Origin of the sequence: Streptomyces sp. NPDC091377 (assembly GCF_044757045.1) — a bacterium.
Lineage (GTDB): Bacteria > Actinomycetota > Actinomycetes > Streptomycetales > Streptomycetaceae > Streptomyces.
In genome coordinates, this window is sequence record NZ_JBIVUE010000003.1 from 476,288 (window position 1) to 499,335 (window position 23,048).

Annotated in this window: 22 protein-coding genes; 12 read left to right on the top strand and 10 right to left on the bottom strand. The window is 72.8% G+C overall.

What is annotated here, in order from left to right:
• Nucleotides 1-226: 226 nt before the first annotated feature.
• Complete coding sequence (locus ACIQNG_RS09835) at nucleotides 227-2,353, bottom strand: SpoIIE family protein phosphatase (protein ID WP_401483686.1); 2,127 nt, start codon at nucleotides 2,351-2,353, stop codon at nucleotides 227-229.
• A 417-nt stretch (nucleotides 2,354-2,770) separates the two neighbouring features.
• Here ACIQNG_RS09835 and ACIQNG_RS09840 point away from each other — a divergent pair, with 417 nt between their 5' ends.
• From ACIQNG_RS09840 to ACIQNG_RS09850, 3 genes are all read left to right on the top strand, one after another.
• A complete protein-coding gene (locus ACIQNG_RS09840) occupies nucleotides 2,771-3,838 on the top strand; it encodes a glucose-1-phosphate thymidylyltransferase (protein WP_401431762.1) in 1,068 nt (355 codons plus the stop codon).
• 87 nt (nucleotides 3,839-3,925) lie between these two features.
• A complete protein-coding gene (gene rfbB / locus ACIQNG_RS09845) occupies nucleotides 3,926-4,894 on the top strand; it encodes a dTDP-glucose 4,6-dehydratase (protein ID WP_401431764.1) in 969 nt (322 codons plus the stop codon).
• Between the two features lie 100 nt (nucleotides 4,895-4,994).
• Nucleotides 4,995-5,798, top strand: a complete 804-nt coding sequence (locus ACIQNG_RS09850; protein WP_401431766.1) for a class I SAM-dependent methyltransferase — start codon at nucleotides 4,995-4,997, stop codon at nucleotides 5,796-5,798.
• Between the two features lie 105 nt (nucleotides 5,799-5,903).
• Here the strand turns inward: ACIQNG_RS09850 and ACIQNG_RS09855 are convergent, their stop codons facing one another.
• Nucleotides 5,904-7,028, bottom strand: a complete 1,125-nt coding sequence (locus ACIQNG_RS09855; RefSeq protein ID WP_401483689.1) for an XdhC family protein — start codon at nucleotides 7,026-7,028, stop codon at nucleotides 5,904-5,906.
• 220 nt (nucleotides 7,029-7,248) lie between these two features.
• Between ACIQNG_RS09855 and ACIQNG_RS09860 the strand changes: the two genes are divergently transcribed.
• Entirely contained in the window at nucleotides 7,249-9,219 is a 1,971-nt protein-coding gene (locus ACIQNG_RS09860) for a GTP-binding protein (RefSeq protein ID WP_401483691.1), read from the top strand.
• A gap of 92 nt (nucleotides 9,220-9,311) precedes the next feature.
• Here ACIQNG_RS09860 and ACIQNG_RS09865 read toward each other — a convergent pair whose 3' ends face one another.
• Together ACIQNG_RS09865 and ACIQNG_RS09870 are read right to left on the bottom strand one after the other, a co-directional pair.
• On the bottom strand, nucleotides 9,312-9,434 hold the full coding sequence (locus tag ACIQNG_RS09865) for a hypothetical protein (RefSeq protein WP_401483693.1): 123 nt from the start codon (nucleotides 9,432-9,434) through the stop codon (nucleotides 9,312-9,314).
• Nucleotides 9,435-9,580: 146 nt separating this feature from the next.
• On the bottom strand, nucleotides 9,581-9,955 hold the full coding sequence (locus tag ACIQNG_RS09870) for a nuclear transport factor 2 family protein (protein WP_401431776.1): 375 nt from the start codon (nucleotides 9,953-9,955) through the stop codon (nucleotides 9,581-9,583).
• Between the two features lie 200 nt (nucleotides 9,956-10,155).
• Between ACIQNG_RS09870 and ACIQNG_RS09875 the strand changes: the two genes are divergently transcribed.
• Nucleotides 10,156-10,458 (top strand): hypothetical protein, encoded by a 303-nt coding sequence (locus tag ACIQNG_RS09875; protein WP_401483694.1) that lies wholly within the window; start codon nucleotides 10,156-10,158, stop codon nucleotides 10,456-10,458.
• A gap of 9 nt (nucleotides 10,459-10,467) precedes the next feature.
• On the opposite strand, the gene ACIQNG_RS09880 is transcribed toward ACIQNG_RS09875, so the two are convergent.
• Together ACIQNG_RS09880 and ACIQNG_RS09885 are read right to left on the bottom strand one after the other, a co-directional pair.
• Nucleotides 10,468-12,258, bottom strand: coding sequence for an ABC transporter ATP-binding protein (locus ACIQNG_RS09880; protein ID WP_401483885.1), 1,791 nt, complete (start codon nucleotides 12,256-12,258; stop codon nucleotides 10,468-10,470).
• A gap of 182 nt (nucleotides 12,259-12,440) precedes the next feature.
• On the bottom strand, nucleotides 12,441-13,031 hold the full coding sequence (locus ACIQNG_RS09885) for a rhodanese-like domain-containing protein (protein ID WP_401483696.1): 591 nt from the start codon (nucleotides 13,029-13,031) through the stop codon (nucleotides 12,441-12,443).
• Nucleotides 13,032-13,110: 79 nt separating this feature from the next.
• Between ACIQNG_RS09885 and ACIQNG_RS09890 the strand changes: the two genes are divergently transcribed.
• Nucleotides 13,111-13,398, top strand: a complete 288-nt coding sequence (locus ACIQNG_RS09890; protein ID WP_401483698.1) for a metal-sensitive transcriptional regulator — start codon at nucleotides 13,111-13,113, stop codon at nucleotides 13,396-13,398.
• Nucleotides 13,399-13,439: 41 nt separating this feature from the next.
• Here the strand turns inward: ACIQNG_RS09890 and ACIQNG_RS09895 are convergent, their stop codons facing one another.
• On the bottom strand, nucleotides 13,440-14,189 hold the full coding sequence (locus ACIQNG_RS09895) for a sulfite exporter TauE/SafE family protein (protein WP_401483700.1): 750 nt from the start codon (nucleotides 14,187-14,189) through the stop codon (nucleotides 13,440-13,442).
• Nucleotides 14,186-15,592 (bottom strand): rhodanese-like domain-containing protein, encoded by a 1,407-nt coding sequence (locus tag ACIQNG_RS09900; protein WP_401483702.1) that lies wholly within the window; start codon nucleotides 15,590-15,592, stop codon nucleotides 14,186-14,188. Before ACIQNG_RS09900 ends, ACIQNG_RS09895 begins: the two co-directional genes overlap by 4 nt.
• 223 nt (nucleotides 15,593-15,815) lie before the next feature.
• Here ACIQNG_RS09900 and ACIQNG_RS09905 point away from each other — a divergent pair, with 223 nt between their 5' ends.
• From ACIQNG_RS09905 to ACIQNG_RS09915, 3 genes are all read left to right on the top strand, one after another.
• Nucleotides 15,816-16,901 carry an S-(hydroxymethyl)mycothiol dehydrogenase gene (locus ACIQNG_RS09905; protein WP_401431793.1) on the top strand — a complete coding sequence of 362 codons (1,086 nt, stop codon included), beginning with the start codon at nucleotides 15,816-15,818 and terminating at the stop codon, nucleotides 16,899-16,901.
• The gene (locus tag ACIQNG_RS09910) at nucleotides 16,901-17,530 is read left to right on the top strand and encodes an MBL fold metallo-hydrolase (RefSeq protein WP_401483704.1); all 630 of its coding nucleotides are present in this window, start codon (nucleotides 16,901-16,903) and stop codon (nucleotides 17,528-17,530) included. Before ACIQNG_RS09905 ends, ACIQNG_RS09910 begins: the two co-directional genes overlap by 1 nt.
• A gap of 324 nt (nucleotides 17,531-17,854) precedes the next feature.
• Complete coding sequence (locus tag ACIQNG_RS09915) at nucleotides 17,855-18,769, top strand: SDR family oxidoreductase (protein WP_401483706.1); 915 nt, start codon at nucleotides 17,855-17,857, stop codon at nucleotides 18,767-18,769.
• 85 nt (nucleotides 18,770-18,854) lie between these two features.
• On the opposite strand, the gene ACIQNG_RS09920 is transcribed toward ACIQNG_RS09915, so the two are convergent.
• Complete coding sequence (locus ACIQNG_RS09920) at nucleotides 18,855-19,403, bottom strand: hypothetical protein (protein ID WP_401431802.1); 549 nt, start codon at nucleotides 19,401-19,403, stop codon at nucleotides 18,855-18,857.
• Between the two features lie 50 nt (nucleotides 19,404-19,453).
• Between ACIQNG_RS09920 and ACIQNG_RS09925 the strand changes: the two genes are divergently transcribed.
• The 3 genes from ACIQNG_RS09925 (at nucleotide 19,454) to ACIQNG_RS09935 (ending at nucleotide 21,429) form a co-directional block, all read left to right on the top strand.
• Nucleotides 19,454-20,251 carry an SDR family NAD(P)-dependent oxidoreductase gene (locus tag ACIQNG_RS09925; protein WP_401483709.1) on the top strand — a complete coding sequence of 266 codons (798 nt, stop codon included), beginning with the start codon at nucleotides 19,454-19,456 and terminating at the stop codon, nucleotides 20,249-20,251.
• Nucleotides 20,252-20,405: 154 nt separating this feature from the next.
• Nucleotides 20,406-21,101, top strand: coding sequence for a L,D-transpeptidase (locus ACIQNG_RS09930; RefSeq protein ID WP_401431808.1), 696 nt, complete (start codon nucleotides 20,406-20,408; stop codon nucleotides 21,099-21,101).
• A 142-nt stretch (nucleotides 21,102-21,243) separates the two neighbouring features.
• Complete coding sequence (locus tag ACIQNG_RS09935) at nucleotides 21,244-21,429, top strand: hypothetical protein (protein ID WP_401431811.1); 186 nt, start codon at nucleotides 21,244-21,246, stop codon at nucleotides 21,427-21,429.
• Nucleotides 21,430-21,562: 133 nt separating this feature from the next.
• On the opposite strand, the gene ACIQNG_RS09940 is transcribed toward ACIQNG_RS09935, so the two are convergent.
• Nucleotides 21,563-22,933, bottom strand: a complete 1,371-nt coding sequence (locus ACIQNG_RS09940; protein ID WP_401483711.1) for an alpha-lytic protease prodomain-containing protein — start codon at nucleotides 22,931-22,933, stop codon at nucleotides 21,563-21,565.
• Nucleotides 22,934-23,048 lie beyond the last annotated feature (115 nt).

The following is a 23,048-nucleotide window of genomic DNA, read 5'->3' on the forward strand; positions in this document are numbered from 1 at the left end:
CGGCCCCGGTCCCACGGACCTGGTCCCCCCGGCCCCGGTCCCACGGACCCGTTCCCCCCGACCCGGTCGCACGGACCCGGTCCCCTTGACCCGGTCCCCCTGACGCGCACCCCACTGACGCGCAGCCACCGACCCGCGCCCCACCGCGGGTCGGTGGACCGGTCCGGTCCGGCCCTTCGGCGGAAGGGCCGGGCCACTCACCGTCTGCCCGGTCCCGCGGGCCGGGTCAGCCGGTGGCCCGCAGCAGGAGCAACGCCACATCGTCCGGCCGCTCCCCCTCGTACCCGCCCCGCCCCATCAGCACCTCGGCCAGTTCGTCCAGCGGCAGAGCGCCCGCGCGGCCGAGCCGGTCGCCCAGATCGGCGAGGGCGTCCTCGATGTCTACCTCCGGGGACTCGACCAGCCCGTCCGTGTAGAGCACCAGCACCGAACCCGGGGCCAGTTCGACCTCCGTCGTCGGATAGACCGCCTCGGCGTCGACGCCGAGCAGCGGACCGCCCGGCACATTCAGCACCTCCACCTGGCCGTCGGGGTGTCTGAGCAGCGGCGGCGGATGACCGGCCCGCGCCATCACGGCCCGCCCGCTCACCGGGTCGAGCCGCAGATACAGACAGCTCGCGAACAGGTCCGAGCCCAGCTCGATCAGCAGCCGGTTGGTGCTGCGCATCACCTCGTGCGGCGGCTGCCCGACCGTCGTGTAGGCGCGTACGGCGGTCCGGATCTGCCCCATCAGCCCCGCCGCCGTCACGTTGTGCCCCTGTACGTCACCGATCACGGCCGCCGCCGCGCCCGCCGCCGGGACCAGGTCGTAGAAGTCGCCGCCGATGTCCATCCCCCGGGTGCCCGGCAGGTAGCGGGCCGCTGCGTCGACACCGGGCAGCGGCGGCAGCGAGTGCGGCAGGAGCGCGGCCTGGAGTCCGTGCGCGAGCTGGTGCTTGGCGTCGTAGAGCTGGGCCCGTTCCAGCGCGAGCGCGATCATTCCGCTCAGGCTGGTCAGCACGGTCCGCTCCTCGGCTTGGAACTGGTGCGGTTCGGCGTACGCCAGCACACAGGTGCCCACCGGGCGGCCGGAGGCGATCAGCGGGAGATAGGCCCAGGCCGCGAAGCCGTCGGGGGTGTACTGCCGTGCCGGGTACAGCCGCTCCAACTGCTCGCGGGACTCGAAGAACGCGGGCACCGCGCTGTTGAGCGCCTGCACGCCCGGGGTCGGCTCGGACAGCGGGGTCCCGTCGAAGCGCTCCACGATGTGCGCGTTGCGGTAGCCGCGATGACCCAGCACCCGCATCCGGCCCGCGCGCGCGGTGAGCAGGACGACGGCCTGGGCGCCCACGGCCGGGACCACCTCGTCCGCCACCAGTTGCAGCATGTCCCGCACGGTCGCCGCCTCCGTCAGGGATCCGGCCAGGCTGAGCACCTGCGAGATGGAGACCAGCCGGGGCGGGGTGCCCTGCTCGCCGGCCCCGGAGCGCGACGCCTCCGCCGCCTCGTGCGCCCGGCTGATCCGCACACTCAGCCCGCTGCGGTCCGGATACAGCTGGAACGACAGCCAGTCCTGGGGCGGGCGCAGCGCGGCGAACGAGGTGCTGCGCTGACTGATCAGCGCCGCCCGGTAGCGGTCCTCGTACACCGGGTCGTTGAGCCAGGGCACCGACGCCCACAACGGGGTGCCCAGCAGGCGGGGCACCGGCACCCCGATCAGCTCGGCCGCCGCCGCGTTGGCGAAGTCGACCCGGCCGTGCAGATCCAGCGAGCACAGACCGTAGGGCAGCCGTGACGCCATCCGCTCCGCCTCCACCGGGCGGGGCGTTCCGGTGGCTCCGTCCAGGAGCTGGGTGCCCCACAGATCGGGTTCGGGCACCACGGGCCGGCCCTCGGCGGCGAGCCGCTCCAGGTGCAGCGCGAGCCGTCCGCAGGCCCGCGTGAGGTGGTCCCGCTCCCGCTCGGAGGGCCCCTGGGTGCGCGACCCCGGCCAGGCCACGAACACCGCCCCGTACACCGCGGTGTCGGTGGCGACCGGCAGCGCCGCCACCGCGAAGGGGTACGGCAGCACCACCGAGATCCGGGGGTAGCGGCTGGCCATGTCCTCCTCGCCGCTCACCCACACCAGTCGGCGTTCGCGCACCGCGTCCGCGACCGGGATCGGCGCGCTCAGCCCGACCCGCTCCCACGGTGCCGCGAAGTCTCGCGGCAGCCCCGCCATCACCGCCATCTCCAGCACCGGCTGGTCCTCCGCGAGCAGATACACCGCGCCGGAGTGCGCCTCGGTGCCCTCCATCATCTCGATGAGGGCGAGCGACAGCGGCGGCCGTCCGGCCGGGCCTCCCGGCCGTCCGGAAGGCTGCCCGTCGGACATGCCGACCACCTCCCTCGACCGGTCGCTTAACGGGTCCCCAGGAAACAAATCTCTCCCGAGGAGGTCCGCGGCGCACGGCGAGCGGACAGGGCACCGGGTGCGGCGGCGGTACGGCAGTGGTCGTGCCCTGCGGAGAGGAGCTGAACCGAGCCACGAACCCCTATGATCGACATTATCGAACAGACGTTCCTATTGGGGTACGTCCGCGCGTCGGGCGGACGCCCCCGCGTCAACCTGGCTCCCCGGAGCGACCCCGTCGCCGCGAGGCCCGCGGGCCCGGTCGCGGACCGAAGCGGAATCCCGCCTGTCAGCCGCTTCCTGAAGGTGACGATACGGGAAACAGCAGTCGGAATGGAGTGATACGGAACCACAACGGAGCCTCTCCATTCCGGCCGTTCGGCGGCTATGGTGTGCCAGATGAAGGCACTTGTGCTGTCCGGCGGCGCCGGAACACGCCTGCGGCCCATCACGCACACCTCGGCCAAGCAACTCGTCCCGGTCGCCAACAAGGCCGTGCTGTTCTACGGCCTGGAATCCCTCGCGGAGGCCGGGATCACCGAGGCGGGCGTGGTCGTCGGCGACACGGCGGAGGAGATCCAGGACGCCGTCGGCGACGGGTCGACATTCGGCCTGCGGATCACCTACATCCCGCAGGAGCGCCCGCTCGGACTGGCCCACGCGGTGCTGATCGCCCGGGACTTCCTCGGTGACGACGACTTCGTGATGTACCTCGGGGACAACTTCGTCATCGGCGGCATCACCGATCTCGTGGACGAGTTCCGCACCCACCGCCCCGACGCCCAGATCCTGCTCACCCGGGTCGCCGACCCCCGTGCCTTCGGTGTGGCCGAACTCGGGCCCTCCGGGCAGGTCGTGCGCCTGGAGGAGAAGCCCGAACACCCCAAGAGCGATCTCGCCCTCGTCGGCGTGTACCTGTTCACCCCGCTGATCCATGAGGCGGTACGGGCCATCGCCCCCTCCTGGCGCGGCGAACTGGAGATCACCCACGCCCTCCAGCACCTCCTCGACAGCCGCGCCGACGTCCGCTCCACCGTCATCCACGGCTACTGGAAGGACACCGGCAACGTCGCGGACATGCTGGAGGTCAACCGGACCGTCCTGGAGGGCCTGGAGCGGCGGATCGACGGCGAGGTGGACGCGACCTCCGAGACCGTGGGCAGGGTCGTCGTCGAGGAGGGCGCGAAGGTGGTCGACTCCCGGGTGGTGGGCCCGGCGGTGATCGGCCGCGGCACCCTCGTGGAGAACTCCTACGTCGGCCCGTTCACCTCCGTCGCCGAGAACTGCCGGATCAAGGACAGCGAGCTGGAGTTCTCCATCGTGCTGCGCGACTCCTCCATATCCGGGGTCGGCCGGATAGAGAGCTCCCTGATCGGCCGGCACGTCGAGGTCACCCCGGCCCCGGCCGTGCCCAGCGCCCACCGGCTCGTGCTCGGCGACCACAGCAAGGTGCAGATCCGCGCCTGAGGCCCGCCCCCCTTGTGCTGCCGACGTCCGCGCAGGCCGGAACCACCCGCAGTCCCAGCCATACCTCACCAAGGTGCAGACCCCTCCATGAACCTCCTCGTCACCGGCGCCGCCGGGTTCGTCGGCTCCACGTACGTCCGCGGGCTGCTGGCCCGGCGCGGCGGGCCGCGGGTCACGGTGCTCGACTCCCTCACCTACGCCGGGAACCGGGAGAACCTGCCCGACAGCCACCCCCGGCTGGAGTTCGTCCACGGCGACATCTGCGACGCGCCCCTGGTCGACACCTTGACGGCCCGCGCCGACCAGGTCGTCCACTTCGCCGCCGAGTCCCATGTGGACCGGTCGATACACGGCGCCGGCGCGTTCGTCCGCACCAATGTGATGGGCACCCAGACCCTGCTCGACGCGGCCCTGCGGCACCGGGTGGACACCTTCGTCCAGGTCTCCACCGACGAGGTCTACGGCTCCATCAAGACCGGTTCCTGGCCCGAGGAACACCCGCTGCGGCCCAGCTCACCGTATTCCGCGTCCAAAGCCTCGGCCGATCTGCTCGCCCTGGCCTACCATCACACCCACGGCCTGGACGTACGCATCACCCGCTGCTCCAACAACTACGGGCCGCACCAGTACCCGGAGAAGGTCATCCCGCTGTTCATCACCAATCTGCTGGAAGGCAAGAAGGTCCCGCTGTACGGCGAGGGCCTCAACGTCCGCGACTGGCTGCACGTCGAGGACCACTGCCACGGCATCGACCTGGTGCGCACCAAGGGACGCCCCGGCGAGATCTACAACATCGGCGGCGGCACCGAGCTGACCAACAGGGAACTGACCTCCGTGATACTGGAGATCTGCGGGGAGGGCTGGGACATGGTCGAGAACGTCGCCGACCGCAAGGGCCACGACCTGCGCTACAGCGTCGACTGGACCAAGGCCCGCACCGAACTCGGCTACCGCCCCCTCCACGACTTCGAGACCGGCCTCGCCACCACAGCCGCCTGGTACCGCACCCACCGCACCTGGTGGCGCCCCCTCAAGGAACGCGTGGGGCAGCCGTGAACCGCCCCATCACTGTCCCCGCGCAGGACCGGGGGCGCTACCGCCCTCGGCCCCGCGCATGCCCGGAAGAACCGCCAACGATCCGCGAGGAGTGCACCGCGTGAACCGCCACGAGTTCCTGCGGGGCCTGCACAAGGCCACCGCCAACCGCAACTACCTGGAGATCGGCGTCAACGACGGCCGCAGCCTCACGCTGTCGAGGGTGCCCAGCATCGCCATCGACCCCGCCTTCAAGGTGGTCACGGAGATCAGGGCCGACGTCCACCTGGTCCGCGCCACCAGCGACGCCTTCTTCGCCAGGGACAATCCGCTCGGCCACCTCAAGGGCGGCCGGCACCCGCTGCGCAACCTCGCCCGGGGCCGCAGCCCGATCGGTCACTGGCGCCGGACGACGCTCGACCTCTCCTTCATCGACGGCATGCACCTGTTCGAATATGCCCTGCGTGACTTCATGAACGTCGAGAAGCACTCGGACTGGGCCAGCGTCATCGTGCTGGACGACATGCTGCCGCGCAGCATCGACGAGGCCGCCCGCGACCGGCACACCAACGCCTGGACCGGCGATGTCTACAAGATCGTGGAGATCCTCGCCCGGCACCGCCCCGACCTGGTGATGGTCCTGGTCGACACCCAGCCCACCGGTCAGCTCATGGTCTTCGGCGCCGACCCCGAGAACACCGTGCTGCACGACAAGTACGACGAGATCATGGCGGAGTTCGAGGTGCCCGACCCGCAGAAGGTGCCCGAGTCGATCCTGGACCGGGTCCACGCGGTCCGTGCCGAGGATCTGCTCTCCGCCCGCTTCTGGGGCCCCCTCGCCCGCGCCCGCAACATCGGCGCCGGCCGCACCCGCGGCCTGCCCCCGCTGCGCCGCGCCCTGGAGGAGTTCGCGGTCAACCGCTGACCGAGGCCGCCCTCCGAGGCCCGTCGGACGCGGCAGACCGGACGGCCCGCACCTCCGGACTGCCGCGCCCGGGCACCGACCCCTCGCACCGGTCCGCTCCTCGCCTCACCCGGCCCCCGGCCCCCCGCCCCGCTCCAGGTGGTGGATGGTGCCCCCCGTCGCCGTCAGTGGGGTGCCCGTACCGCCCCAGCGCAGGGCGATGATCTCGGCCGCGACGGACACCGCGACCTCCTCGGGGGTACGGGCGCCCAGGTCGAGCCCGACCGGTGAGCGCAGGCGGGCCAGTGCGGCGGGCGTCAGCCCGGCCTCGACCAGGCGCGCGGTCCGGTCGTCGTGGGTACGGCGGCTGCCCATCGCCCCGACGTAGGCCGCCGGGCGGCGCAACGCCTCCTCCAGCAGCGGCACGTCGAACTTCGGCTCATGGGTCAGCACACAGATCACCGTCCGCTCATCGGTGTCGGTGCCGCGCAGATAGCGGTGCGGCCAGTCCACGACCACCTCGACCCCCGCCGGGAACCGCTCCGGAGTCGCGAACACCGCCCGTGCGTCGCACACCGTCACCCGGTAGCCCAGGAAGGCCCCGAGCCGGGCCACCGCCGCCGCGTAGTCGATCGCGCCGAACACCAGCATCCGCGGCGGCGGCGCGAACGAGTGCAGAGACACCACCACGGAGTCCTCACGCCGCTCCCCGCGCGGCCCGTAACGCCGTACGCCCGTGGCGCCCAGGGCGAGTTCCCCGCGCGCGTCGGCGGTCACCGCCACGTCCAGCCCCGGCGTGCCCAGCGACCCGGCGACCGCGTCCGGCCACACCGCGAGCGCCGCCCCGCGCGGCGCCGGGCCCCCGGTCACCGTCGCCACGGTCACCGGCCGCCCCTCGGCGACGGACCGGGCCACCGCCCCGAAGCCGGGATCCCGCTCCCGCGTCACCGGCCGGACCAGCACCGTGATCTCACCCCCGCAGGTCAGCCCCACCGCGAACGCGTCGTCGTCGCTGTACCCGAAGGTCTCCAGGCGGGCCTCGCCGCGCGCCACCACCTCCCGCGCCAGCTCGAACACCGCCCCCTCCACACACCCCCCGGACACACTGCCCACGACCACGTCGCCGGGGCCCACCGCCAGCGCCGCACCCGGATCGCGCGGCGCGCTGCCGCTCACCCCGACCACCGTGGCCAGCCCGAACGGCGCTCCGTCCGCGTACCAACGGCTGAGCGCCGGGAGAATCTCACGCACCCCTGCTCCCCTCGTCCACGTCTGTGACTCTAGGACGCCATCCCGAGGACGGCGAGCGCTCCGGAGCAGCAGTGGTTGAACGTTAATCCATTGCCGGGTGAGCCGGGTCTCTGATCGACTGCCGGAGTCCACGACCCCTCCCGCGCAGGAGCCCTCATGCGAGCACCGTTCATGTCCCCCCAGGCTGAAATCGCCCCCTTCGTGAAGGACATGGACCTCGGTGCACTTGCTCAATCTCGGGATTCTCGCGCACGTCGACGCAGGTAAGACCAGCCTCACCGAACGGCTGCTGCACTCCGCCGGAGTGATCGACACCGTCGGCAGCGTCGACGCCGGCAGCACCCGGACCGACACGCTCGCCCTGGAACGGCAGCGCGGCATCACCATCAAGGCCGCCGTCGTCTCGTTCCCGGTCGGCGAGATCACGGTCAACCTCATCGACACCCCGGGCCACCCGGACTTCATCGCCGAGGTCGAACGCGTCCTCGGCGTGCTCGACGGCGCCGTCCTCGTCGTCTCCGCGGTCGAGGGCGTCCAGGCCCAGACCCGCGTCCTCATGCGCACCCTGCGCCGCCTCGGCATCCCCACCCTGATCTTCGTCAACAAGATCGACCGCAGGGGCGCGCGCTACGACGACGTCGTACGGGCCGTCGCCGAACGGCTGACCGCGTCCGTGGTGCCCATGGGCACGACCACCGGCCTCGGCACCCCCGACGCCTCCTTCAGCCCGGGCCTCCGCCCGGCCGCCCTCGACGTGCTCACCCGGTACGACGACGACCTCCTCGCCGCCTACGTCGACGGCGAGGTCCACCCCGCCCGGCTCCGCAAGGCCCTCATCGACCGCACCCGGCAGGGCAGCGTCCACCCGGTCTACGCCGGGTCGGCCGTCACTGGCGCCGGGGTGGACGCCCTCGTCCGGGGCATCGAGGAACTGCTCCCCGCCGCCGACGGCGATCCGACAGGCCCCGTCTCGGGCACCGTCTTCAAGGTCGAGCGCGGCCCGGCCGGGGAGAAGGTGGCGTACGCCCGGTTCTTCTCCGGCACCCTGCGCACCCGCGACCGGATCCCCTTCGGCACCACCGGACAGCACGGCAAGGTCACCGCCATCAGCGTCTTCGACGGCGGCACGGACACCCGCCGCGACGAGGTGGAGGCGGGCCGGATCGCCCTGCTCCGGGGACTGCCCGACATCCGTGTCGGCGACTCCATCGGCACCCCGCGCACCACCCGGGGCCACCAGTTCGCCCCGCCCACGCTGGAGACCGTCGTCGTCCCCGGCCGGGACACCGACCGGCGCCACCTCCACCAGGCCCTCACCCAACTCGCCGAGCAGGACCCCCTGATCGGCCTGCGCCACGACGAGACCCGCCGGGAGACCTCCGTCTCGCTCTACGGCGAGGTACAGAAGGAGGTGCTCCAGGCGACCCTCGCCGCCGAGTACGGCCTCGACGTCACCTTCCGCGGGACGACCCCGCTGTGCATCGAGCGCCCGTCCGGCTCGGGAGCCGCCTTCGAACTGATCGACAAGGACCCCAACCCCTTCCTCGCCACGGTCGGCCTGCGGGTCGACCCGGCACCCGTCGGCAGCGGCGTCGCCTTCCGCCTGGAGGTCGAGCTGGGCTCGATGCCGTACGCCTTCTTCCGGGCGGTCGAGGACACCGTCCGCGAGAGCCTCGGGCAGGGACTGTGCGGCTGGGCGGTCACCGACCTGACGGTCACCATGACCCACTCCGGCTACTACCCCCGGCAGAGCCACGCCCACCAGGGCTTCGACAAGAGCATGTCCAGCACCGGCTACGACTTCCGCGGTCTCACCCCGCTGGTCCTCGCCGACGCCCTGCGCCGCGCGGGCACCCAGGTCCACGAACCGATGCACCGCTTCCACCTGGAGGTTCCCGCCGACACCCTGGGCGCGCTGCTCCCGGCCCTCACCGCCCAGCGGGCCGTGCCCGAGAGCACCGACACCCGAGGCCCCCTCGCCCACGTGGAAGGTGTCGTCCCGGCGGCCCGCGTCCACGCGCTGGAACAGCAACTGCCTGGCCTCACCCGGGGCGAGGCCGAGTGGGAGAGCGCCTTCGACCACTACGCCGCCGTCCTCCACGGAACCGTCCCGCGACGGCCGCGCACGGACCACAACCCGCTGAACCGGAAGGAGTACCTGCTGAGCGTCATGCGACGGGTCGGCGGCTGAGCAGCCGACCGGCCGAGCACCTGGGCACCGAGGGCGGGTAGCCGACGGGCGCCCGTCCTCGCCGCCGCAGCCCGGTCGTCAGGCCGCCCCGCTCACCTGCCGTGGCACCGCAGATGCCGACGGCGCCGCGCCGGGACCGTCCGCGGGGTGCCGCGGCGGGCCGCCGCCCGGACCAGCGCGCGCAGCACGGCCGCCCGGACCAGACGGTTCGCCACGGGGGAGCGGTGAGGGTGCCCGATCCCGGCCCGGGTCGAGAAACTCCAGGTCAGACGGGTGTCAACGCGGAAATGGGGCATGCTTCTCCCTTCCTCCACTTTCCTCGACTTTCCTCCACCTGCCGCGGCACACCGCCGCCCACCACCTACCTCTGTGTCTCCTCGTCCCAAGCCTGGACCATGGTCTGGGCGGTGATCCTGCCGTCCTCCAGCAGCAGCATCGACTCGGACAGCACCCGCACACCGTCGGCGTACTCGCACGACTCGGTGAACGCGGCCCGGTCGCCCTGTACGACACACTCCTCCAGCTTGTGGGTCATGTCGCGGTGATAGACGTCGTCCAGCATCGCGCTGATCTCGTCCCGGCCGTGCAGCACCTTGGGGTGGCTGGGCTGGCTCACCCGGTCCACGACACGGACCTCCGCGTCGTCGGCGTACAGCGCGAGCAGGGTGTTCGGATGGCCCTCGATACCCCGGCGCAGTGTCTCGGCGTCGAAGACGGGGCTTGGCGCGGTACCCATCGTGACCTCCTTCGGGAACCGCGGCCCGGCGGGGGGACGGGCCACGGCGGGCCTCTCCTACGAGCCTCCCCCGCGTACCGGGGCTCGGCAAACGCGGCCGGGCGGGAGAGGGGCCGGGACACTGGTCCGGGGGGTGCGCCTGTCGGGTGAGGAGGGCGCGGCGGCCGTGTCCGGACCGGGCCGTGCGCGTTGCTGATGACATGATCTCAACTCGTCGTATCCTCGCCGCCGCCTGTCTCGCCGTGGGGGCCGCCGGTCTCGCCGTACCGCAGGCGAGCGCGGCCGGCGCGGACACCCAGAGCGATGGCAAGCTGAACCCGGTCACCGTGCTCGACTCGCTGACCGTGAGTGACATTCCGGCCGAGCACCAGGCCGCCGTCCCGCGCCCCTCAGAACAGCTCTCCGAGCTGAACAAACTGTCCGACCTCAACCAGTTCAGCGAGCTGTACCAGCTCACCGATCTGGTCGCCCCGCTGACCGGTCTGGTGCCCTCCGTCAGCTGACCGGGGCGCTCACGGCGCCGCTATCGCCCCCCGGAGACCGCCGTCGGGGGCGACCGGGCCCGGGACACCGTCTCCGTCGGGGACCGTCGGCTCCGTCGACGCGAGGAACTGGGTGGCCGCCAGCTCCGCGTACAGCGGATCGGCGGCCACCAGCTCTTGGTGGGTGCCCACCGCGCGGACCCGGCCCGCGTCCATCACCACGATCCGGTCCGCCATCGTCACCGTCGACAGCCGATGGGCCACCACCAGCACCGTCGTCGTCCGGGCCACCTCCGCGACCGTGTCCCGCAGCGCCGCCTCGTTCACCGCGTCCAGCTGCGAGGTCGCCTCGTCCAGAAGCAGCAGCCTCGGGCTGCGCAGCAACGCGCGGGCGATCGCGACCCGCTGACGCTCCCCGCCGGACAGCTTCGTCCCGCGATGCCCCACCAGCGTCTCCAGGCCCTCCGGCAGCCGGCCCACCAGCCCGTCCAGGCGGGTCGTCCTCAGCACCTGCGCCAGCCGCCCGTCGTCCGCCTCCGGATTGCCCAGCAGCAGATTCTCCCGCAGAGACCCCGACAGCACGGGCGCGTCCTGTTCGACATAGCCGATCGAGGAACGCAGCCGGGGCAGATCCCACTGCGCCACATCCAGACCGTCCAGCAGGATCACCCCCGCCTCGGGGTCGTAGAACCGCTCGATCAGCGAGAACACCGTGGTCTTCCCCGCTCCCGACGGACCGACGAACGCCGTCATGCCCTGGGCCGGCACCTCGAAGCTCACCCCGTGGTGGACCGGGGGCAGATCGTCGGCGTAGCGGAAGCGGACGTCCTGGAAGGACACGGCGGCGGGCTCCGTGCCGGGAACCGGGGACGAGGAGGCCGTGGAGCGGGGTTCGGCGGGCAGGCTCAGGGCCTCCTGGATCCGGGCCAGGGCGGCTGAGCCCGTCTGGTACTGGGTGATCGCGCTGACCACGTCCTGGATCGGCGCCATCAGATAGAAGACGAAGAGCAGGAACGCCACCAGCGTGCCCACGTCCACCGCGCCGGTCGCCACGCGCGCCCCGCCCACCGCGAGCACGGTGATGAAGGCGATCTGCATCGCCAGCCCGGCCGTGTTCCCCGCCGCGGCCGACCACTTGGCCGCGCGCACGCTCTGCTGCCAGGACTCCTCGGCCGCCCGGTGCAGGGTCTCCTCCTCGCGGTGCTCCGCGCCGGACGCCTTCACCGTGCGCAGCGCGCCCAGCACCCGCTCCAGCGAGGCGCCCATCACCCCGACGGCGTCCTGGGCCCGTCTGCTGGCCCGGTTGATGTGCGGCACGATCACCCCGAGCACCACACCCGCGCCGAGGATCACGGCCAGGGTGACCCCGAGCAGCACCGGATCGACCACCCCCATCATCACCACCGTCGCGACCAGGGTGAGACCGCCCGTGCCGAGACCGACGAGGGAGTCCGTGGTGACCTGGCGCAGCAAGGTGGTGTCGGAGGTGATGCGGGCCATCAGATCGCCGGGCTCGCTGCGGTCGACCGCCGATATCCGCAGCCGCAGCAGATACGAGGACAGGGTGCGCCGGGCGCCCAGCACCACCGACTCCGCGGTGCGCTGGAGCACGTACGAACCCAGCGCTCCCAGCGCCGCGTTGGCGACGACCAGGGCGGACATGGCGATCAACGCGCCCGTGATCGCCCGGTCGTGGGAGAGGTCGTCGATCAGTTCCCGGGCGACCAGCGGCAGCATCAGCCCGGTCGCCCCCGTCACGAGCGAGAGCAGCGCGCCGCCGAGCAGTGTCCATCGATGCGGCCGTACATAGCCCATGAGCATCCGCCACGGGGGTGTGGCTGTCTCGGTCTGCGCGCTGCTCAACGGTGCTCCTTCGAACAGGTCCGACGGTGCTTGTCAGCGTACGGGGAGCCACTGACAACGGGCCGTCGCTTTCTGCCCGCCGGCCGGGACCCGCCCTCGCGGCCGGCCGTTGCGCCGCCTGCCCGGTCGGGTACCCGGCGTCACCGTGTGCTCTCCGGCGCCGACGCGCGTGCCGCCAGGGCCTCCAGCGTGGCCTCCAGGTCGGCGGGGCGCGGCCGGTTGTGCGGCAGCTTCGAGAGCAGCGCGGCCATGCCGCAGGTGCCCGAGACCGCGGAGAAGACCAGACCGCCCGCGACGCCCGCGGAGAGCAGCAGCCAGGCCGGGTGCGCGAGGCTCAGCCCGAGCCCGGCCAGGACCAGGGTGCCGGCGGTGAAGCGGACCTGACGGTCCATGGGCCACACCCCGGGACCGCCCGAGGCGGGGCGGCCGAGCGCGAGGCCGCGCCGGGACCAGTCGGCGGTGCCGCCGGTCAGGGTCATGGCCCGGATGCCCGCTCCGGCCAGGGTGGCGCAGGCGTTCGCCGAGCGGGCCCCGGAGGCGCAGACGACGAGGAGGTCGCCACGGAGCGCGCGAAGCGCGGGGAGCGCGCGGTCGAGCTGGTCCAGGGGGACGTTGAGGGCGCCGGGCAGATGGCCGGAGGCGTACTCGCCGGGCGTGCGGACGTCGAGGACGGTCAGCTCGGCGAGCCGGGTGTGGGCCTGGTCGGCGTCGAGGGCGAGGTGAGTGCTCATGACGGGATGGGTTCCTTCTTGCGGAGGGATGGTCCGAGGGGGAGGTAAAATACCCCCAAGGGTATATGGAGGAGTGATCGTGGAGCTTCGGTTCGAAGGTGATGAGCTCAAGTCGGTGCTGAACCGGCTGCGCCGGGCGCAGGGGCAGATCTCCGGAGTGATCCGGATGATCGAGGAGGGACGTGACTGCGAGGATGTGATCACACAGCTCGCCGCCGCCTCCCGTGCCCTGGACCGGGCCGGCTTCGCGATCATCGCGACCGGGCTTCAGCAGTGCGTGACCGATCTGGAGCAGGGCAGGAGCGACGGGGAGAGCGCCGAGGAGATGAAGGCCCGGCTGGAGAAGCTGTTCCTCTCGCTGGCCTGACCCGCACCACCCCGCACGAGACGCCGCCGCCGCTGCCACCGTCACAGCGGCACCGCGTCGGCCAGCATGAACACGGCCACCCCCAGCAGCGCCCAGGCGAAGATCCGCTGAAGGGCCTCGGTGGACAGCTTCTCCGCCAGTCGGCGGCCGTCCCACGCGCCGAGCACGGCCGCCGCGGCGAACGGCGCGACCCGCGCCCAGTCGACTATCACCTCCGCACCCGCCCGGCCCACCAGCGCGACCAGCGAGTTGACGGTGATGACCAGCAGACTGGTGCCGACGGCGATCCGCATCCGCAGCCCCACCGTGTGCACCAGCGCCGGTACGGCGAGAAAGCCGCCGCCCACCCCGAGCACCCCGGTGACCGCGCCGAGTCCGGCCCCGGCCGTGGCGACCCGGCCCGCGCGGACCGTCGTCCCGGTCGGTTCCGTCGCGGAGGACCGCAGCATCCGCAGCGCTGCGACGGCCGCCACGACCGCGAAGGCGCCGGTGAGCAGGGCGGCGGGCAGCCGCGCGGAGAGCATCCCGCCGAGGACGGCCGGCCCCAGTCCGGCGACCGCGAACAGCGCTCCCGTGCGCCAGTCGACCCTCCCCTCGCGCGCGTGCCCGACGAGAGCCGTCAGCGAGGTGAGGACGACCACGACGAGGCTGGCCGTCGTCGCCGCCGCCGGGTCGAAGCCCAGGAGGTAGATCAGCGCGGGCACGGATAGCACACTGCCGCCGCCGCCCAGCGCCCCGAGCGCCAGCCCGGTCAGCGCACCGGCGACCAGGGCGAGGACCACCGTACTCACGGGGTGCGGGCCGGATCCCGGTCCGCCTCGGTCAGTCCGGCCGCCCGCGCCGCGTCGAAGCCGTCGTCCACCGCGACCACCTCGCGCCCCGCCGCGTCGAGGACCGACGCCGCGATCGCCGCCCGCGTGCCCCCGGCGCAGTGCACCCACACCGTGCCGTCCGGGATCTCCCCGAGCCGGTCGCGCAGCTGATGCAACGGAAGGTGCAGCGAGCCCGGTATGTGCCCGTCCGCGCGCTCCCGGTCGCGTCGTACATCGAGCACCACGACACTGGGCCGGGCGCCGGTGGCGGCGTCCGCCCGCAGCGCACCGGCCAGTTCCGTGAACGTGGCGCGGGGAAACGTACGGGTCACCCCGCCCGGCGGCAGCCAGTCGGCCGGTGTGCCGGTGGAGGCGGCGGCGGGGCGGTCGATGCCGACCCGGACCAGTTCGCGCTGGACGGCGGCGAGTTGTTCGGCCGACTCGGCGAGCAGCGTGACCGGCTTGCCCCACGGCAGCAGCCAGGCCAGATGCACCGCGAACTGACCGGCCGCCTCGAAGTTCAGCGTCCCGGCGACATGGCCCCGCGCGAACGCGACGCGGTGCCGCAGATCCACGACCCACTCCCCGGCGGCGAGCCGGGCCGCGATCTCCTGGCCGTCCGCGCGGCGCGGTGGCGTCAGGTCCACGGGGGCCGGCCCCTCGGCGTTGACGGGGCCCATGCGGGCGTAGTGGGCCGGGATGTCGTCCAGCCCGGCCAGCAGGTCGGCCACGAAGGTGTCGACATCCTTGACCAGGGCCTCGTTGGCGAGGCGCTCCTGTCCGATGGTGGTGGGCCCGTCCGTCCCGCCGGACGGGGAGGCGGCACAGAGGCTGCCGAATCCATGGGTGGGCAGCACCGCAGTGGCGTCCGGAAGCGCGGTGGCCAGCCGGTGCGCGGAGTCGTACTGGGCCTCGGCGAGTTGCCGGGTCAGCCGGGGCTCCACCAGGTCGGGGCGGCCGACCGTGCCGATGAGCAGGGAACCGCCGGTGAAGACGGCCACCGCCGTGCCGTCGTCCTCCAGGACGTACGAGGTGTGGTGCGGAGTGTGGCCGGGGGTGGCCAGGGCGCGCAGGGCGAGGCCCGTGTCGACGGGCGTGCGGTCCCCGTCGCGCACCGGGACGCGCGCGTAGGAGACCCGTGCCCGCGCGGGCACCAGATACGCGGCGCCGGTGATCCGGGCCAGCTCCAGGCCGCCGGAGACGTAGTCGTTGTGGACATGGGTCTCGGCGACATGGGTGATGCGCACACCCCGGCGGGCCGCGGCGGCGATCACCCGGTCCGGTTCGCGCGGTGGGTCGACCACCACGGCGGTGTCGGCACCGCCCGCCAGATAGCCGCGGTTGCCCAGACCGGGCACGTCGAGGGTGTCGACGAAGTACACGGCAGCACTCCTTCCGCTCTCCTCACCCACCGAGGGTGATGTCAGGGAAACCCGTGGTGAAAGTACCCCTGGGGGTATATTCGCACGGTAGCAGAGTACCCCGGGGGGTATTCAAGGGCGCCCCTGCCGACCGACGGGGACCGGGCGTCGCCCGACCGGTGCTGCCGCTGCCGGACGATCACGCGTAGGGTCGGCGGCGGGACCGATGGAAGGGGACAGCGCCATGGCGCAGGAAGTGCGCGGAGTGATCGCTCCGGGCAAGAACGAGCCGGTCAGGATCGAGACGATCGTGGTGCCCGACCCCGGCCCGGGCGAGGCCGTCGTACGCATCCAGGCGTGCGGGGTCTGCCACACCGACCTGCACTACAAGCAGGGCGGCATCAACGACGACTTCCCGTTCCTGCTCGGGCACGAGGCCGCCGGCGTCGTGGAGTCCGTCGGCGACGACGTCACGGACGTGGCCCCCGGCGACTTCGTCGTCCTCAACTGGCGCGCGGTGTGCGGGCGCTGCCGGGCCTGTCTGCGCGGACGCCCCTGGTACTGCTTCGACACCCACAACGCCCGCCAGAGGATGACCCTCACCGACGGCACGGAACTCTCCCCGGCCCTCGGCATCGGCGCCTTCGCCGAGAAGACACTGGTCGCGGCCGGGCAGTGCACCAAGGTCGACCCCGCCGTGTCACCCGCCGTCGCCGGACTGCTCGGCTGCGGGGTGATGGCCGGCATCGGCGCCGCCATCAACACCGGCGAGGTCGGCCGGGGCGACTCCGTCGCCGTCATCGGCTGCGGCGGGGTCGGGGACGCGGCGATCGCCGGGTCCCGGCTGGCCGGGGCCGCCCGGATCATCGCCGTGGACATCGACGAACGGAAGCTGGAGACCGCCCGCGCGATGGGCGCCACCCACACCGTGAACTCCAAGGAGACGGACCCGGTCGAGGCGATCCGCGAACTGACCGGCGGCTTCGGCGCGGACGTCGTCATCGACGCGGTCGGCCGCCCCGAGACGTACAAGCAGGCGTTCTACGCCCGTGACCTGGCCGGCACGGTCGTCCTCGTCGGGGTCCCCACCCCCGAGATGAAGCTCGAACTGCCCCTCCTGGACTTCTTCGGCCGCGGCGGCGCCCTCAAGTCCTCCTGGTACGGCGACTGCCTGCCCTCCCGGGACTTCCCCATGCTGATCGACCTGCACCTCCAGGGCCGCCTTGACCTCGGGGCGTTCGTCACCGAGACCATCCGGCTGGACGAGGTGGAGCAGGCGTTCGAACGGATGCACCACGGCGACGTGCTGCGCTCGGTGGTGGTGCTCTGATGACCGCCCGCATCGAACGGGTCGTCACCTCCGGGCAGTTCACGCTCGACGGCGGCACCTGGGACGTCGACAACAACGTCTGGCTGGTCGGCGACGACCACGAGGTGGTGGTCATCGACGCCGCCCATGACGCCGACGCCATCGCCGAGGCCGTTGGCGACCGCAGGCTGACCGCGATCGTCTGCACCCACGCCCACAACGACCATGTGAACGCCGCCCCCGCGCTCGCCGAACGCACCGGGGCCCTCATCTGGCTGCACCCCGACGACCTCCCGCTGTGGAAGCTGACCCACCCGCACCGCGAGCCCGACGCGCACCTCGCCGACGGCCAGGTGATCGAGGCCGCCGGCGCCGACCTGAGGGTCCTGCACACCCCCGGCCACGCCCCCGGAGCCGTCTGCCTCCACGACCCCGGCCTCGGCGCGGTCTTCACCGGCGACACCCTGTTCGCCGGAGGTCCCGGCGCCACCGGGCGGTCGTACTCCCACTTCCCGACCATCGTCGACTCGATCCGCGACCGGCTGCTCACCCTCCCGCCCGGGACCCGGGTCCTCACCGGACACGGCGACGAGACGACCATCGGCGCCGAGGCCCCGCACCTGGAGGAGTGGATCGCACGCGGCCACTGAGCGGCCCGCCCGGACGGGCCCGCCCCCGACGGGCCCGCCCCGGACGGGACCGCCCCGGACCGCCCCGGACGGGACTGCCTCGGCCCGCCCCGGACGGGACTGCCCCTGACCGCCCCGACGGACCCGCCTCGGATCGAACGGCCGGCCCAGACCGTTCGGCCCGACCCGGACCACCCTCGACGGGCCCGCCCCGGACCGGCCGTGCGGATATCGGGGCGGTGAGCTGCGCCGCCCGGGTGATCACCCGGAAATCCTGACAGAAGATGTCCGGCTTCCACGGAAGTCTCGTCCCGCACACCGTCGTACGGGCACTGGAGGCCGGACATGTCACAGCCGTTGCAGGGCAAGGTCGCACTCGTCGCGGGGGCGACGCGCGGAGCCGGGCGCGGGATCGCCGTGGAACTGGGGGCGGCGGGCGCCACCGTCTACGTCACCGGCCGCAGCACCCGCGCCCGCCGCTCCGAGTACGACCGCCCCGAGACCCTGGAGGACACCGCCGACCTCGTCACCGAGGCGGGCGGCCGGGGCATCGCGGTCCCCACCGACCATCTCGACCCCGCGCAGGTCAAGACGCTGATCGACCGCGTCGACGACGAACAGGGGCGGCTCGACGTCCTGGTCAACGACATCTGGGGCGGCGAGAAGCTCTTCGATTGGGAAGCCCCCGTCTGGGAGCACGACCTCGACAACGGGCTGCGGCTGCTGCGGCTCGCCGTCGACACCCACGCCATCACCAGCCACCACGCCCTGCCCCTGCTGCTGCGCCGGCCCGGCGGGCTCGTGGTCGAGATGACCGACGGCACCGCCGCGTACAACCGCGACCACTACCGGGTCAGCTTCTTCTACGACCTCGCGAAATCCGCCGTCCTGCGGATGGCGTTCGCACTCGGCCACGAGGTCGGCCCGCGCGGCGCCACCGCCGTCGCCCTCACCCCGGGCTGGCTGCGCTCCGAGATCATGCTGGAGCACTTCGGCGTCCGCGAGGACAACTGGCGCGACGCCCTCACCAAGGAACCCCACTTCGCCATCTCCGAGACCCCGCGCTACGTCGGCCGCGCCGTCGCCGCGCTGGCCGCCGACCCCGACGTGGCCCGGTTCAACGGACAGTCCCTCTCGGGCGGCGGCCTCGCCCAGGAGTACGGCTTCACCGACCTGGACGGCAGCCGCCCCGACTCCTGGCGCTATCTGGTCGAGATCCAGGACCCGGGCAAGCCCGCGGACACCACCGGCTACCGGTGAGCCTTCCGGGCGGCGGCTGACCCGGGGACACCGAGGACACCGAGGACGCCGGGGACGCCGGGGACGCCGGGCCCGGGCTGAGACCCTAGCGCCGGGGCTCCGCCGTCCCGGGGACCGGCAGCCCCCAGCGTCCGCCATGGCCCGGCGGGAGCGCGAGATCGCCGCGCACGGCCGCGTAGTACGCCTCGCGCTCCGCGCGCTGCCGCTGCATCAGCGCCTGCCACGCCTGCGGGTCACGCGTCCCGGCCCGCAGGAACGCCTCCATGTCCATCACGGCCACCACCCACGCCCGCGCCCTTTCCACCACCTCGGGGCTGCCCAGCAGGAGCAGCGCCTCACCGGAGGGGTCGCGGGCCACCGTCGCCTCCGCCAGCAACGGCTCGGCCTCCTCGGGGGAGAGCGGGTGCGGATGCGGGTCGTTGCCGAGGTGCGAGGCCACCCGGTAGGCGAGGGTGACGGACCGCTTCAGCGCCCGCGCGTAGTCGGCGTACACCCCGAGCAGGCGCTCCTCCCACCGGGCCGCCTGCTCACGGCGGAACCGGACCTGCTCGCCGCGCATGACCACCACGTACGAGCCGAGCGCGCCGACCACGACGCCTATGAGTGCGGGGAGTTGCCGCAGGAACTCAGACATGGGCGCACGCTATCTGTCGGGATGATCTCCGCGGCACTAGGTTCTGCGGGATGACGGACAGCACACGTTTTGAACAGCACGGCGTTCTTGTCACCGCGGCGGCCCGGGGCATCGGCGCGGCCACCGTCCGCAGGTTCGCGCAGGAGGGCGCAGGCGTCCTGGTCACCGACATCGACCTGCCGGCCGCCGAGCGCACCGCCGCGGACCTGCGCGAACAGGGGCTCACCGCCGAGGCGTTCCGCTGCGACGTGGCGGACCGGGAGTCGGTGAGGGCGGCCGTCGCCCGTGCCGTGGACGTGTTCGGCTCGCTCGACGTGCTGGTCAACAACGCCTACCACTGCTCCCTGGACACCCCCCTCTTCGAGGACGACCAGGACGAGTCCTGGGCCCGCGACCTCGACATCACCCTGACCGGCGCCTACCGGTGCAGCCGTGCCGCGCTGCCGCATCTCGCCGCCTCCGGACGCGGGGCGATCGTCAGTGTCGGCTCGGTCAACGGGCTGCGCGACTTCGGCAACCACGCCTACAGCGCCGCCAAGGCCGGACTCGCCTCCCTGACCCGCACGCTGGCCGGTCACGCCGCCGACCGGGGCGTACGGGTCAATCTGGTGGTACCGGGCACCGTACGGACCACCGCGTGGGAGGGCCGGGGCGGCAAGCTCGACTCCGCGGGCCCCCTCTATCCGCTCGGCCGCGTCGGGGAACCGGAGGACATCGCCGCCGCCATCGCCTTCCTCGCCTCCCGCGACGCCGCCTGGATCACCGGCACCTCCCTGGTGGTCGACGGCGGACTGACCGCCGTGGACTCGGGGTTCCGCTCGGTGTGGAGGGGACGGGAGCGGGACTGACCGACGCTCCCCGGGGCCGGGTGGCGCGGGGCCGGCGGCTCAAATGTCACCGTTCCGTCTCAGGGCCCGCCCTGCTACAACCGAACGGGCCCAGCACCTGTCTAGCTGGGCAGAATCGCGCGATGTGCGCGCAGAGCGGTTGAAAGGTGGGGGTATGGGGGACATGCGCAGACGAGGCGCCATAGCCATCGGGGCGACGGCGCTGGTGGCACCGCTCGTCGTCGGGTTGGGGGCAGCTCCGGCGCAGGCCGCGAGCTGTACGACCTCGGTGGGGCCGTACCAGAAGCAGGTCGAGAAGTTCCTCGGCCGGCCGGTCGACGGCAAGCAGTCGACGAAGGACTGCAAGGCCATCCAGGCGTTCCAGAACAAGCACGGCATCCGCCCGAACATCGGTTACGCGGGATCGGTGACCTGGGGCGTCATGGATCTGATGAACAAGCAGAAGGCCGTGGGCAACAAGCCGAACAAGGCGGGCAAGTGCCCGGTGAACAAGGGCCGGATCGCCTGTGTGAACCTGAGCCTGCAGATCAGCTGGATCCAGGACGGCGAGCGGCTCGTCTACGGCCCCGTCCCGGTGCGCACCGGCCGCGACGGCTACGAGACCCGTACCGGCCTGAAGAAGGTCTACTGGCGCAACATCGACCACGTCTCCTCCATCTACGACGTGCCGATGCCCTACGCCCAGTTCTTCGACGGCGGTCAGGCGTTCCACTCCGTCGGGGTCAGCATGTGGAACCCGCCCGGTTCGCACGGCTGCGTCAACATGACCAAGACCGCGGCGAAGAAGTACTGGTCGCTGCTGAAGAAGGGCGACGACGTGTACGTGTACGGCCGTAAGCCCGGCACCTGAGCCGGTCCGCCCGCGGAGCCGACACGGGAGGGGGAATGTTGAATTCCGCACGGCTTCCGACCAGATGGACGTGATCAGCAACACGGTCCGATATGCCCGAATGATGGGTGATTGCTCACATGGCCTTCACGTTCGGCACCGTATGCTTCACAGCATGTCCACCAGTGTTGAACCCGTCTCCGAGCGATCGGCTGCCGAGGTCAACGAGGAGATCCGGGCGCTCTGGCGCCGGTCGGGCGGGACACTGAGCGTCGAGCAGCGCGAGGAGTACCAGCGGCTCGTCATGGAGTGGGCGACCGCGCCCCCTCAGTCGTCGAACGCGGCCTGAGCGCCGCTTTCGCGACCCGCCCGGGCTCCCGCGAGGGAGCCCTTTCTTCGGAGACCTCGGCCGGACCCGCTTCTTCGGAAGACCTCTGCCGTACGCCGCCGGGTGCCTCGCAGCGCCCGGCTGTCTCCCCCCGTCATCCCCAGGTCGCCGCGTAGCGGCGGCGGTACGTCTTGCGGTCCTGTTCCGTACGGAGGTACCGGGTGGCCGCCAGAGCCACCAGACTGCCCGCGATGATCAGCAGCCCCGGGCCCACGTTCCGCGGATCCGTCAACCGGTCCGGCAGCGACGCCGCCGGGGCGCCGGGAGCCGCCGGACCGGGAGCCGTCGAGCCCGGAGCCGTCGAACCCTGAGCCCCTGCGGAGCCCTGGGCCCCCGCGGAGCCCGCGCCCCGCTCCCCACCCGGTGCCGGCGGCGCCGCGATGAGCCGTACGCCCAGTTCCTCCAGCGCCCGCGTCAGCGGCTCGAAGAACGTCGTACCGCCCGCGGCGCAGTCACCGTCGCCGCCCGAGGTGATGCCCAGCGCGACGCCCTCGGAGAACAACGGGCCGCCGCTGTCACCGGGCTCCGCGCACACATCCGTCTCGATCAGCCCGGTGACCGTGCCCTCGGGGTAGTTGACCGTGGCGTCCAGCGCGGTGACCCGGCCGTCGCGCAGCCCGGTCGTACTGCCGCTGCGGAACACCCGCTGGCCCACGGCCGGATCGGCCACGCCGGTGATGCGTACGCCCCGGCCGCCGCCCACCGCGACCACCTCCGCGCCGTCGCCCGCCCTGCCGTCGGCGTACGCGACCAGCGAGTAGTCGTCCCCCGGGAAGCTGCCGCGCACGGTCCGGCCGATCGGCCCGCCGCCCCCGGCACCCGCACCCTCCGCGGACCACTCCGACCCGACCGGCCCGCAGTGCCCCGCCGTCAGGATGAAGTCCCGGTCGCCGTCGGTCACATTGAACCCGGCCGAGCAGCGCCCCGTCGTGGACACGATCGGCCGGGCGCCGTTCAGCCGGGTGGTGTAGACGCCCTCCACCCGTTCCATCCGTACGGAGCCGCCGGCCCTCTCGGCGACCTCGGTCAGCCGTGCCCAGTCGGCGCGGGAGACCGTACGGTCACCGCGGACCACCACCGCGTTGCCGCGCCGGTCCACCGACCACGCCGTACCGGGCACCCGGGGTGCCTCGCGCAGCGCGGTCACGGCCGAGGCGAGGTCCCGGCTGCTGTGCCGCACCCGCCGGGGCTCGGCGCCCGCGCGGCGCACCTCGGCGGCGGCCCGTTCGTCCGTGACCGCGACCACGGGCCGACCATCGGCGCCGACCCAGTCGCCCGCCGTACGGTCGGTGCCGAGCCGCTCCACGAGGGCCGCGCCGGTGCCGGCCACCGTGGTGTCGCGGGCCGCGGCGCCGGGCGGCTCGCCCGCCACGGCCTGAGTGATCATCGCTCCTCCGAGAAGGAGTCCGCCGACGGCCGTCAGCCGTGCCGCCCGGCGGGTGATCCGTCGTCGTGCGTGCCTCATCCGTGGCTCCCGCTCCCGCTCCCGCTCCCGACCGCGCGGCACCGGCCGCGCGAGGCACGCCGTGCGAGGCGAGTGCCCTCCCTCCATACGCGGCATCGGGCGAGGACGTTCAGAC

What these genes read in the sequence shown, in the direction of transcription:
- ACIQNG_RS09940 (WP_401483711.1), bottom strand. Translation starts at nt 22,933, where the DNA reads ATGAGGCACGCACGACGACGGATCACCCGCCGGGCGGCACGGCTGACG.
- ACIQNG_RS09905 (WP_401431793.1), top strand. Translation starts at nt 15,816, where the DNA reads ATGGCGCAGGAAGTGCGCGGAGTGATCGCTCCGGGCAAGAACGAGCCG.
- rfbB (WP_401431764.1), top strand. Translation starts at nt 3,926, where the DNA reads ATGAACCTCCTCGTCACCGGCGCCGCCGGGTTCGTCGGCTCCACGTAC.
- ACIQNG_RS09880 (WP_401483885.1), bottom strand. Translation starts at nt 12,258, where the DNA reads ATGCTCATGGGCTATGTACGGCCGCATCGATGGACACTGCTCGGCGGC.
- ACIQNG_RS09885 (WP_401483696.1), bottom strand. Translation starts at nt 13,031, where the DNA reads ATGAGCACTCACCTCGCCCTCGACGCCGACCAGGCCCACACCCGGCTC.
- ACIQNG_RS09835 (WP_401483686.1), bottom strand. Translation starts at nt 2,353, where the DNA reads ATGTCCGACGGGCAGCCTTCCGGACGGCCGGGAGGCCCGGCCGGACGG.
- ACIQNG_RS09840 (WP_401431762.1), top strand. Translation starts at nt 2,771, where the DNA reads ATGAAGGCACTTGTGCTGTCCGGCGGCGCCGGAACACGCCTGCGGCCC.
- ACIQNG_RS09935 (WP_401431811.1), top strand. Translation starts at nt 21,244, where the DNA reads ATGCTTCACAGCATGTCCACCAGTGTTGAACCCGTCTCCGAGCGATCG.
- ACIQNG_RS09925 (WP_401483709.1), top strand. Translation starts at nt 19,454, where the DNA reads ATGACGGACAGCACACGTTTTGAACAGCACGGCGTTCTTGTCACCGCG.
- ACIQNG_RS09870 (WP_401431776.1), bottom strand. Translation starts at nt 9,955, where the DNA reads ATGGGTACCGCGCCAAGCCCCGTCTTCGACGCCGAGACACTGCGCCGG.
- ACIQNG_RS09910 (WP_401483704.1), top strand. Translation starts at nt 16,901, where the DNA reads ATGACCGCCCGCATCGAACGGGTCGTCACCTCCGGGCAGTTCACGCTC.
- ACIQNG_RS09915 (WP_401483706.1), top strand. Translation starts at nt 17,855, where the DNA reads ATGTCACAGCCGTTGCAGGGCAAGGTCGCACTCGTCGCGGGGGCGACG.
- ACIQNG_RS09875 (WP_401483694.1), top strand. Translation starts at nt 10,156, where the DNA reads ATGATCTCAACTCGTCGTATCCTCGCCGCCGCCTGTCTCGCCGTGGGG.
- ACIQNG_RS09920 (WP_401431802.1), bottom strand. Translation starts at nt 19,403, where the DNA reads ATGTCTGAGTTCCTGCGGCAACTCCCCGCACTCATAGGCGTCGTGGTC.
- ACIQNG_RS09930 (WP_401431808.1), top strand. Translation starts at nt 20,406, where the DNA reads ATGGGGGACATGCGCAGACGAGGCGCCATAGCCATCGGGGCGACGGCG.